18 protein-coding genes are annotated in these 8,977 nt (G+C 58.1%); all 18 read left to right on the top strand.

Annotated features, from left to right (window positions below; all coding sequences use genetic code 11):
* On the top strand, nucleotides 1-1,086 hold a 1,086-nt coding region (gene tuf, locus ASD36_RS17165), incomplete at its 5' end, for an elongation factor Tu (protein ID WP_060505077.1).
* A 6-nt stretch (nucleotides 1,087-1,092) separates the two neighbouring features.
* A complete protein-coding gene (locus ASD36_RS31705; protein WP_143240717.1) occupies nucleotides 1,093-1,191 on the top strand; it encodes a hypothetical protein in 99 nt (32 codons plus the stop codon).
* A gap of 290 nt (nucleotides 1,192-1,481) precedes the next feature.
* Entirely contained in the window at nucleotides 1,482-1,790 is a 309-nt protein-coding gene (gene rpsJ / locus ASD36_RS17160; RefSeq protein ID WP_003507767.1) for a 30S ribosomal protein S10, read from the top strand.
* 154 nt (nucleotides 1,791-1,944) lie between these two features.
* Nucleotides 1,945-2,625, top strand: coding sequence for a 50S ribosomal protein L3 (gene rplC, locus ASD36_RS17155; protein WP_060505078.1), 681 nt, complete (start codon nucleotides 1,945-1,947; stop codon nucleotides 2,623-2,625).
* 12 nt (nucleotides 2,626-2,637) lie between these two features.
* On the top strand, nucleotides 2,638-3,258 hold the full coding sequence (gene rplD, locus ASD36_RS17150; protein WP_060505079.1) for a 50S ribosomal protein L4: 621 nt from the start codon (nucleotides 2,638-2,640) through the stop codon (nucleotides 3,256-3,258).
* Nucleotides 3,255-3,548: a 50S ribosomal protein L23 gene (locus tag ASD36_RS17145; RefSeq protein ID WP_037100585.1), complete on the top strand. Its 294-nt coding sequence runs from the start codon at nucleotides 3,255-3,257 to the stop codon at nucleotides 3,546-3,548. The genes rplD and ASD36_RS17145 overlap by 4 nt, the downstream gene beginning before the upstream one ends.
* A gap of 11 nt (nucleotides 3,549-3,559) precedes the next feature.
* Nucleotides 3,560-4,396: a 50S ribosomal protein L2 gene (gene rplB, locus ASD36_RS17140; protein ID WP_060505080.1), complete on the top strand. Its 837-nt coding sequence runs from the start codon at nucleotides 3,560-3,562 to the stop codon at nucleotides 4,394-4,396.
* Between the two features lie 15 nt (nucleotides 4,397-4,411).
* On the top strand, nucleotides 4,412-4,690 hold the full coding sequence (rpsS, locus tag ASD36_RS17135; RefSeq protein WP_037100590.1) for a 30S ribosomal protein S19: 279 nt from the start codon (nucleotides 4,412-4,414) through the stop codon (nucleotides 4,688-4,690).
* Nucleotides 4,691-4,692: 2 nt separating this feature from the next.
* Entirely contained in the window at nucleotides 4,693-5,082 is a 390-nt protein-coding gene (gene rplV / locus ASD36_RS17130) for a 50S ribosomal protein L22 (RefSeq protein ID WP_018328280.1), read from the top strand.
* On the top strand, nucleotides 5,082-5,795 hold the full coding sequence (rpsC, locus tag ASD36_RS17125; RefSeq protein ID WP_037100592.1) for a 30S ribosomal protein S3: 714 nt from the start codon (nucleotides 5,082-5,084) through the stop codon (nucleotides 5,793-5,795). The genes rplV and rpsC overlap by 1 nt, the downstream gene beginning before the upstream one ends.
* A gap of 38 nt (nucleotides 5,796-5,833) precedes the next feature.
* A complete protein-coding gene (gene rplP, locus ASD36_RS17120) occupies nucleotides 5,834-6,247 on the top strand; it encodes a 50S ribosomal protein L16 (protein ID WP_018239489.1) in 414 nt (137 codons plus the stop codon).
* A 12-nt stretch (nucleotides 6,248-6,259) separates the two neighbouring features.
* Nucleotides 6,260-6,460 carry a 50S ribosomal protein L29 gene (rpmC, locus tag ASD36_RS17115; protein ID WP_037100598.1) on the top strand — a complete coding sequence of 67 codons (201 nt, stop codon included), beginning with the start codon at nucleotides 6,260-6,262 and terminating at the stop codon, nucleotides 6,458-6,460.
* Nucleotides 6,461-6,472: 12 nt separating this feature from the next.
* Complete coding sequence (gene rpsQ / locus ASD36_RS17110) at nucleotides 6,473-6,709, top strand: 30S ribosomal protein S17 (RefSeq protein WP_037100601.1); 237 nt, start codon at nucleotides 6,473-6,475, stop codon at nucleotides 6,707-6,709.
* Between the two features lie 238 nt (nucleotides 6,710-6,947).
* Entirely contained in the window at nucleotides 6,948-7,316 is a 369-nt protein-coding gene (rplN, locus tag ASD36_RS17105) for a 50S ribosomal protein L14 (RefSeq protein ID WP_018328276.1), read from the top strand.
* 12 nt (nucleotides 7,317-7,328) lie between these two features.
* Nucleotides 7,329-7,640 carry a 50S ribosomal protein L24 gene (rplX, locus tag ASD36_RS17100; RefSeq protein WP_037169463.1) on the top strand — a complete coding sequence of 104 codons (312 nt, stop codon included), beginning with the start codon at nucleotides 7,329-7,331 and terminating at the stop codon, nucleotides 7,638-7,640.
* Nucleotides 7,633-8,193 carry a 50S ribosomal protein L5 gene (gene rplE / locus ASD36_RS17095; protein ID WP_060505081.1) on the top strand — a complete coding sequence of 187 codons (561 nt, stop codon included), beginning with the start codon at nucleotides 7,633-7,635 and terminating at the stop codon, nucleotides 8,191-8,193. The genes rplX and rplE overlap by 8 nt, the downstream gene beginning before the upstream one ends.
* A 31-nt stretch (nucleotides 8,194-8,224) precedes the next feature.
* Nucleotides 8,225-8,530, top strand: coding sequence for a 30S ribosomal protein S14 (gene rpsN, locus ASD36_RS17090; RefSeq protein ID WP_037100611.1), 306 nt, complete (start codon nucleotides 8,225-8,227; stop codon nucleotides 8,528-8,530).
* Between the two features lie 12 nt (nucleotides 8,531-8,542).
* Nucleotides 8,543-8,941 (top strand): 30S ribosomal protein S8, encoded by a 399-nt coding sequence (rpsH, locus tag ASD36_RS17085; protein ID WP_037100614.1) that lies wholly within the window; start codon nucleotides 8,543-8,545, stop codon nucleotides 8,939-8,941.
* Nucleotides 8,942-8,977: the final 36 nt, after the last annotated feature.

Raw genomic sequence — 8,977 nt, 5'->3', positions numbered from 1 at the left:
GCGATCACGAAGTATTTCGGCGAGTTCAAGGCGTACGACCAGATCGACGCAGCACCGGAAGAAAAGGCCCGCGGCATCACCATCTCGACGGCACACGTCGAGTATGAGACGCCGAACCGTCACTACGCCCACGTTGACTGCCCCGGCCACGCCGACTACGTCAAGAACATGATCACCGGTGCTGCCCARATGGACGGCGCGATCCTGGTTTGCTCGGCTGCCGACGGCCCGATGCCGCAGACCCGCGAGCACATCCTGCTTGCCCGTCAGGTTGGCGTTCCGGCAATCGTCGTGTTCCTCAACAAGGTCGACCAGGTCGACGACGCCGAACTGCTCGAGCTCGTTGAGCTGGAAGTTCGCGAACTCTTGTCGATGTACGACTTCCCGGGCGACGACATTCCGATCATCAAGGGCTCGGCTCTGGCCGCTCTGGAAGATTCCGACAAGAAGATCGGCGAAGACGCGATCCGCGAGCTGATGGCTGCTGTTGACGCCTACATCCCGACGCCTGAGCGTCCGATCAACCTGCCGTTCCTGATGCCGATCGAAGACGTGTTCTCGATCTCGGGCCGTGGTACGGTTGTGACCGGCCGCGTCGAGCGTGGTATCGTCAAGGTTGGTGAAGAAGTCGAAATCGTCGGCATCCGCGCCACCTCGAAGACGACGGTTACCGGCGTTGAAATGTTCCGCAAGCTGCTCGATCAGGGCCAGGCTGGCGACAACATCGGTGCTCTGGTTCGCGGCGTTACCCGTGACGGCGTCGAGCGTGGTCAGATCCTGTGCAAGCCGGGTTCGGTCAAGCCGCACAAGAAGTTCATGGCAGAAGCCTACATCCTGACGAAGGAAGAAGGCGGCCGTCATACACCGTTCTTCACCAACTACCGTCCGCAGTTCTACTTCCGCACGACGGACGTGACCGGTATCGTGTCGCTTCCGGAAGGCACGGAAATGGTTATGCCTGGCGACAACGTCACCGTTGCCGTCGAGCTGATCGTTCCGATCGCCATGGAAGAAAAGCTGCGCTTCGCTATCCGTGAAGGCGGCCGTACCGTCGGCGCCGGCATCGTAGCCTCCATCGTCGAGTAATNCGAGCTGATCGTTCCGATCGCCATGGAAGAAAAGCTGCGCTTCGCTATCCGTGAAGGCGGCCGTACCGTCGGCGCCGGCATCGTAGCCTCCATCGTCGAGTAATTTACTCGGTTGGGAAGCGGCGCATTCAAGCGCCGCTTCCTTGAATATTTGCTGGTCGAAGCCTGCACTTCAGGGTGTATGCCTCTCGAATTGACGGAAGCACGAAAAAACGTGTTTTCGTGGGCGTTCGGTCATTGTGTCGGACGCCGATTCCGTATATGTGGCGGGTCGAATTGCAGAAACGGACAGAGAGCGATTTGCTTTTTGTGTTCTTTGAAGCATCAGCACCCGGAAACGACTAACGAACTGCCTCATTGTGGCATTCGCTAACAACAACAAGGATAACTCGAATGAACGGCCAGAATATCCGTATCCGCCTCAAGGCGTTTGATCACCGGATTCTTGATGCCTCCACGCGGGAAATCGTTTCGACGGCCAAGCGCACAGGCGCTTCGGTTCGTGGTCCGGTGCCGCTTCCTACCCGGATTGAAAAGTTTACTGTCAACCGCTCGCCTCACGTTGATAAGAAGAGCCGTGAACAGTTCGAGATGCGCACCCACAAGCGTCTCCTCGATATCGTCGATCCTACTCCGCAGACTGTTGACGCGCTGATGAAGCTCGACCTCGCTGCCGGCGTAGATGTGGAAATCAAGCTTTAAAAACAAGGAAGGTACGTGGATTTCGGTCCAACGGCTTCCAAAAACGGGCGACCCTCAAAGCCTCCGGTCTAGCGATCGGGTGATCTGAGGGAAACCTTAAACCAGAGATGCAACGGGGTTTGCTCCGTCGCTAACTCTTAAGAGGAATGAACCAATGCGTTCAGGTGTGATTGCACAGAAAATTGGGATGACCCGCGTCTATAACGACGCTGGTGAGCACATCCCGGTTACAGTATTGCGGATGGAAAACTGCCAGGTTGTGGCCCATCGCACAGAAGACAAGAATGGCTACACCGCAGTTCAGCTCGGTGCCGGCCAGTCCAAGGTCAAGAACACGAGCAAGCCGTTGCGTGGTCAGTTCGCTGCCGCCAATGTAGAGCCGAAGGCCAAGGTCGTTGAGTTCCGCGTTTCGTCGGACAATCTGATCGATGTCGGCGCTGAGCTCACTGCAAACCATTTCGTCGCCGGCCAGCTGGTCGACGTTACCGGTACATCTGCCGGTAAGGGTTTTGCCGGTGCCATCAAGCGCCACAACTTCGGCGGTCTGCGTGCAACGCACGGCGTGTCCGTATCGCACCGTTCGCATGGTTCGACTGGTTCCAACCAGGATCCGGGCCGCGTCTGGAAGGGTAAGCGCATGGCTGGCCACATGGGTCAGACACGCATCACCACCCAGAACCTGGAAGTGGTCTCCACCGATGAAGACCGCGGTCTGATCCTCGTCAAGGGCGCCGTACCCGGCTCCAAGGGCGCATGGATCGTCGTTCGCGACGCCATCAAGTCCGGCACTCCGGCTGACGCTCCGCGTCCTGCCGCTGTGCGCGCAGCCAAGTAAGGGGGCCAGATCATGGATCTCAACGTCACCACACTCGAGGGCAAAGAGGCCGGTAAGGTTTCCCTGTCCGACGCGATTTTCGGCCTTGAGCCGCGCGAAGATATCATTGCCCGCGTCGTTCGCTGGCAGCTTGCCAAGAAGCAGCAGGGTACGCATAAGGCCAAGGGCCGTGCAGAAGTCGCACGCACCGGCGCCAAGATGTTCAAGCAGAAGGGTACGGGCCGCGCTCGTCACCATTCGGCTCGTGCTCCGCAGTTCCGCGGCGGTGGTAAGGCTCATGGCCCGGTTGTTCGCAGCCACGCCCATGACCTGCCCAAGAAGGTTCGTGCTCTCGGCCTGCGTCATGCGCTGTCCGCCAAGCTGCGTGCCGAAGAGCTGATCATCGTTGACAGCCTGGTTGCTGCTGAAGCCAAGACGAAGGTGCTGACCGGCGCGTTCGCAACGCTCGGCCTGACCAACGTGCTGTTCATCGGCGGCGCCGAACTCGACAGCAATTTCAAGCTCGCAGCTCAGAACATCCCGAACGTGGACGTTCTGCCGGTGCAGGGCATCAACGTTTATGACATTCTGCGCCGCGGCAAGCTCGTCCTGTCCAAGGCTGCAGTTGAAGCTCTTGAGGAGCGGTTTAAATGACTGACCTTCGCCACTACGATGTGATCCTCGCTCCGTCGATCACCGAAAAGTCGACGCTGGTTTCTGAACAGAACCAGATCATCTTCAACGTCGCCAAGGGCGCGTCGAAGCCGGAAATCAAGGCTGCGATCGAAGCGCTGTTCGGCGTCAAGGTTACGGCTGTGAACACGCTCGTCCGCAAGGGCAAGCTGAAGCGCTTCCGCGGTTTCGCGGGCCGGCAGAAGGACGTCAAGAAGGCAATCGTCACACTCGCTGACGGTCAGACCATCGACGTCTCCACCGGACTCTGAGGAATAGAACAATGGCATTGAAAAGTTTCAATCCGATCACCCCGAGCCAGCGCCAGCTGGTCATCGTCGACCGGTCCGGCCTGCACAAGGGCAAGCCGGTCAAGTCGCTGACCGAAGGCCTGTCCTCCAAGGGCGGACGTAACAACACTGGCCGCATCACCGTGCGTTTCCAGGGCGGTGGTCACAAGCGTACCTATCGTCTGATCGACTTCAAGCGTCGCAAGTTCGACGTTGAAGGCACGGTTGCACGCCTCGAATACGACCCGAACCGCACGGCGTTCATCGCGCTGATCAACTATGCGGACGGCGAACAGGCTTACATCATTGCTCCGCAGCGCCTCGCTGCCGGCGACAAGGTGATTGCTTCGGAAAAGCAGGTTGACGTGAAGCCAGGCAACACCATGCCGCTTCAGTACATGCCGGTTGGTTCGATCGTTCACAACGTCGAGATGAAGCCGGGCAAGGGCGGTCAGATCGCTCGCTCCGCCGGCGCCTACGTTCAGCTGGTTGGTCGCGACCAGGGCATGGCGATCCTTCGCCTGTCGTCTGGCGAACAGCGCCTGGTGCACGGCTCCTGCCTTGCAACGGTCGGTGCAGTTTCCAACCCCGATCACGGCAACATCAACGACGGCAAGGCCGGTCGTTCGGTTTGGCGTGGCAAGCGTCCGCATGTTCGCGGCGTCGTCATGAACCCTGTTGACCACCCGCACGGCGGTGGTGAAGGCCGCACCTCGGGTGGCCGTCATCCGGTTTCGCCTTGGGGTAAGCCCACCAAGGGCAAGCGTACGCGCTCGAACAAGTCGACCGACAAGTTCATCATGCGCTCGCGTCATCAGCGTAAGAAGTAAGAGAGGAAGTCTCCAATGACTCGTTCAGTATGGAAAGGTCCGTTTGTTGACGGCTATCTTCTCAAGAAGGCTGAGAAGGTTCGTGAAGGCGGCCGCAACGAAGTGATCAAGATGTGGAGCCGCCGCTCCACGATCCTGCCGCAGTTCGTCGGTCTCACGTTCGGCGTCTACAATGGCAGCAAGCATGTTCCGGTCAGTGTCAACGAAGACATGATCGGTCACAAGTTCGGTGAATTCTCTCCGACCCGGACCTATTACGGTCACGGTGCGGACAAGAAGGCAAAGAGGAAGTAATTATGGGCAAGGCAAAAGCCGAACGCCGGCTGAAGGATAACGAGGCGCAGGCAATCGCGCGCACGATCCGCGTCAGCCCCCAGAAGCTCAACCTGGTAGCTGCGATGATCCGCGGCAAGAAGGTTGACCGGGCTCTGGCCGAACTCGAGTTCTCGCGCAAGCGGATCTCGGACACTGTCAAGAAGACGCTGGAATCTGCGATCGCTAACGCAGAAAACAACCACGATCTCGACGTCGACAGCCTGATCGTTGCCGAAGCTTACGTTGGCAAGTCCATCGTCATGAAGCGTTTCCACGCTCGTGGCCGTGGCCGTGCATCGCGTATCGAAAAGCCTTTCGCGCATCTGACGATCGTTGTTCGCGAAGTCGAAGCTAAAGGGGAGGCCGCATAATGGGTCAGAAGATCAATCCAGTCGGCTTCCGCCTCGGCATCAACCGTACCTGGGATAGCCGCTGGTTCGCGGACAACGCAGAATACGGTCAGCTTCTTCACGAAGACCTGAAGATCCGTGCCTACGTCATGGAAGAGCTGAAGCAGGCTGGTATCGCCAAGGTGGTTATCGAGCGTCCGCACAAGAAGTGCCGCGTCACGATCCACTCGGCTCGCCCGGGCCTGATCATCGGCAAGAAGGGCGCAGACATCGAAAAGCTGCGCAAGAAGATCGGCGAGATGACCAAGTCGGAAACGCACCTCAACATCGTTGAAGTGCGCAAGCCGGAAGTCGACTCGACGCTCGTCGCCCAGTCGATCGCTCAGCAGCTCGAACGCCGCGTGGCTTTCCGCCGTGCGATGAAGCGTGCCGTTCAGTCCGCAATGCGTCTTGGCGCCGAAGGCATCAAGATCACCTGCGGCGGCCGTCTCGGCGGTGCTGAAATCGCTCGTACCGAATGGTACCGTGAAGGCCGCGTGCCGTTGCACACGCTTCGCGCCGACATCGACTACGGTGTGGCTGAAGCCAAGACCGCTTTCGGTATCTGCGGCATCAAGGTCTGGATCTTCAAGGGCGAAATCCTCGAACACGATCCGATGGCTTCCGAGCGTCGTTCGTCCGAGGCAGATGCCCAGGGCCCCAGCAGCAACAACCGTCGTCGCGAAAACGCGTAACAGTCGTTCCTGGCAGCTAATATCGGAGAATTAAAAAAATGTTGCAGCCAAAGCGCACTAAGTACCGCAAGCAGTTCAAGGGACGCATCAAGGGCGTTGCCAAGGGCGGTTCCGACCTTGCTTTCGGTGAATTCGGCCTGAAGTCTCAGGAGCCGAACCGCGTAAACGCACGCGAGATCGAAGCGGCCCGCCGCGCGATCACCCGTCACATGAAACGTGCCGGCCGCGTATGGATCCGCGTATTCCCAGACGTACCGGTCACGGCTAAGCCGACCGAAGTTCGTATGGGTAAAGGTAAGGGTTCGGTTGAATATTGGGCTTGCAAGGTCAAGCCCGGCCGAATGATGTTCGAAATCGACGGCGTCAGCGAAGAACTCGCCCGTGAGGCGCTTCGCCTTGGTGCTGCGAAACTCTCTGTCAAGACGCGCTTCGTACAGCGCATTGCAGAGTAAGGAGTAAAGCCCATGAAAGCCGATACCGTCCGCGCGCTCAGCGCCGATCAGCTCAACGAAGAGCTTGCCAAGCTGAAGAAAGAGCAGTTCAATCTGCGCTTCCAGAAGGCTACAGGCCAGCTCGAAAAGTCGTCGCGCATCAATGAAGTCCGTAAGGACATTGCGCGCGTCAAAACCATTGCCCGCCAGAAGGCGGCAGAAGCCAAGGCTTAAGGATCAAAGAATATGCCAAAACGCATTCTGCAGGGCACAGTCGTCAGCGACAAGAACGATAAGACCGTTGTGGTCCGTGTCGAGCGTCGTTTCGCGCACCCGATCTTCCAGAAGACCGTTCGCCGGTCCAAGAAGTACAAGGCGCATGACGAGAACAACCAGTACAAGGTCGGCGACCAGGTTTCCATCGAGGAATGCGCGCCGATCTCCAAGGATAAGACCTGGACAGTGGTTTCCGTTCAGGCCTAATTCTTAAGACTTTCGCATCCGGCCCTTGCGTCGGCTGCGAAAATCTGTATGAAGCAGCGCAAGGACGCTCGTCTACGGGCGTTCTTTTGCTTTGAGCGCACGGAAGGTCCTGTTTGGGAAACCACCCTGGCAACGATCGATCCCGCGCGAGAACAGAAATTTAGAAGCTGGAACAGGGGGCCCTCAATCTGATGAGGTTGGCCCAACCGGTCCGGTCACAACAAGAAGGCGACCTGACATGATTCAGATGCAAACAAACCTCGACGTGGCGGATAATTCCGGCGCACGTCGTGTCATGTGCATCAAGGTGCTGGGCGGTTCCAAGCGCAAGTACGCTTCGGTCGGCGACATTATCGTCGTTTCGATCAAGGAAGCTATTCCGCGCGGCCGCGTCAAGAAGGGTGATGTGATGAAGGCGGTTGTGGTTCGCACAGCCAAGGACATCCGTCGTCCGGACGGCAGCGTCATCCGGTTCGATAACAACGCAGCTGTTCTTATCGACAACAAGAAAGAGCCGATCGGCACCCGTATCTTCGGACCGGTTCCGCGCGAACTTCGCGCCAAGAACCACATGAAGATCATCTCGCTGGCTCCAGAAGTACTGTAAGGAGCGATTGAGATGCAAAAGATTCGCAAGGGCGACAAGGTCGTCGTATTGACCGGCAAGGACAAGGGCCGTTCTGGGGAAGTTCTCCAGGTTCTGCCTAAGGAAGACCGGGCTGTTGTGCGTGGCGTCAACATGGTGAAGCGTCACCAGCGCCAGACCCAGAGCCAGGAAGCCGGCATCATCAACAAGGAAGCGTCGATTCACCTGTCGAACATCGCGATCGCCGACCCCAAGGACGGCAAGCCGACTCGCGTCGGTTTCAAGATCGACGGCGACAAGAAGGTTCGCGTTGCAAAGCGTTCGGGAGTGTCGATCGATGGCTGACACCAAGAAGTATGAGCCCCGTCTGAAGACGGAATACGTTGAGCGTATCTCCAAGGCAATGCAGGAGAAGTTCTCCTACGCAAACGTCATGCAGATCCCGCGCCTCGACAAGATCGTCATCAACATGGGCGTTGGCGAATCGACGGCTGATTCCAAGAAGCCAACGGTTGCTGCAGCAGACCTCGCAGCGATTGCCGGCCAGAAGCCGGTCATCACCAAGGCCCGCACCTCCATCGCCGGCTTCAAGCTGCGCGAAGGCATGCCGATCGGCGCAAAGGTTACCCTGCGCGGCGTTCGCATGTACGAATTCCTGGACCGCCTGATCAACATCGCGCTTCCGCGCGTTCGAGATTTCCGCGGCCTGAATCCGAAGAGCTTTGACGGCCGTGGCAACTTCGCCATGGGTGTCAAGGAACACATTGTGTTCCCGGAGATCAACTACGACAAGGTTGATCAGATGTGGGGCATGGACATCATCGTTTGCACGACGGCAACGAACGACGACGAAGCTCGCGCTCTGCTTACAGAGTTCAACTTCCCGTTTCGCACGTAAGCCGTAACGACAAGCAGAAGGATTAAGTTGAATGGCGAAGACGAGCGCAATTGAAAAGAACAATCGCCGCCGTAAGTCGGTTGCCCAGGATGCGTCCAAGCGCGCAGCCCTGAAGGCCACCATCATGAACCAGTCTCTTCCGATCGAAGAGCGTTTCAAGGCTACTCTGAAGCTGGCCAGCCTCCCGCGTGACGGCTCCAAGACCCGCGTTCGCAATCGTTGCGAAGTAACGGGTCGTCCGCGCGCATATTATCGCAAACTCAAGATGTCGCGTATTGCGCTTCGTGAACTTGGCAATTTCGGCAAGGTGCCGGGCATTGTTAAGTCGAGCTGGTAAGGAGACGGGTACATGGCAATGACTGATCCGCTGGGCGATATGCTCACACGTATCCGCAACGGTGCTTCCCGCCGCAAGTCGAGCGTTTCCACGCCGGCTTCCAAGCTGCGCGCACGCGTTCTGGATGTCCTTCAGGCTGAAGGCTACATCCGCGGTTACTCGGAAACCGAATTCGGCAACGGCAAGGCCGAGCTGAATATCGAGTTGAAGTACTACGAAGGTGCGTCGGTGATCCGTGAGATCGGCCGCGTATCGAAGCCGGGCCGCCGGGTTTATGTCTCGGTCAAGTCCATTCCGCAGGTCGCGAACGGTCTCGGTATCACTATCCTTTCGACTCCGAAGGGTGTGATGGCCGATCATCAGGCACGCGAACAGAACGTTGGTGGCGAGGTTCTCTGCTCCGTATTCTAATACGGTAGCAGTGATCTCCATAACGGACAGACAGGT

Source organism: Rhizobium sp. Root1334 (assembly GCF_001426665.1).
Taxonomy (GTDB): Bacteria; Pseudomonadota; Alphaproteobacteria; order Rhizobiales; family Rhizobiaceae; genus Pararhizobium.
This window is presented reverse-complemented; position numbering and strand designations above follow the sequence as displayed.

Bases quoted from the DNA above. Each gene is read 5' to 3' on its own strand.
- rpsJ (WP_003507767.1), top strand. From the start codon at position 1,482: ATGAACGGCCAGAATATCCGTATCCGCCTCAAGGCGTTTGATCACCGG.
- rplC (WP_060505078.1), top strand. From the start codon at position 1,945: ATGCGTTCAGGTGTGATTGCACAGAAAATTGGGATGACCCGCGTCTAT.
- rplD (WP_060505079.1), top strand. From the start codon at position 2,638: ATGGATCTCAACGTCACCACACTCGAGGGCAAAGAGGCCGGTAAGGTT.
- ASD36_RS17145 (WP_037100585.1), top strand. From the start codon at position 3,255: ATGACTGACCTTCGCCACTACGATGTGATCCTCGCTCCGTCGATCACC.
- rplB (WP_060505080.1), top strand. From the start codon at position 3,560: ATGGCATTGAAAAGTTTCAATCCGATCACCCCGAGCCAGCGCCAGCTG.
- rpsS (WP_037100590.1), top strand. From the start codon at position 4,412: ATGACTCGTTCAGTATGGAAAGGTCCGTTTGTTGACGGCTATCTTCTC.
- rplV (WP_018328280.1), top strand. From the start codon at position 4,693: ATGGGCAAGGCAAAAGCCGAACGCCGGCTGAAGGATAACGAGGCGCAG.
- rpsC (WP_037100592.1), top strand. From the start codon at position 5,082: ATGGGTCAGAAGATCAATCCAGTCGGCTTCCGCCTCGGCATCAACCGT.
- rplP (WP_018239489.1), top strand. From the start codon at position 5,834: ATGTTGCAGCCAAAGCGCACTAAGTACCGCAAGCAGTTCAAGGGACGC.
- rpmC (WP_037100598.1), top strand. From the start codon at position 6,260: ATGAAAGCCGATACCGTCCGCGCGCTCAGCGCCGATCAGCTCAACGAA.
- rpsQ (WP_037100601.1), top strand. From the start codon at position 6,473: ATGCCAAAACGCATTCTGCAGGGCACAGTCGTCAGCGACAAGAACGAT.
- rplN (WP_018328276.1), top strand. From the start codon at position 6,948: ATGATTCAGATGCAAACAAACCTCGACGTGGCGGATAATTCCGGCGCA.
- rplX (WP_037169463.1), top strand. From the start codon at position 7,329: ATGCAAAAGATTCGCAAGGGCGACAAGGTCGTCGTATTGACCGGCAAG.
- rplE (WP_060505081.1), top strand. From the start codon at position 7,633: ATGGCTGACACCAAGAAGTATGAGCCCCGTCTGAAGACGGAATACGTT.
- rpsN (WP_037100611.1), top strand. From the start codon at position 8,225: ATGGCGAAGACGAGCGCAATTGAAAAGAACAATCGCCGCCGTAAGTCG.
- rpsH (WP_037100614.1), top strand. From the start codon at position 8,543: ATGGCAATGACTGATCCGCTGGGCGATATGCTCACACGTATCCGCAAC.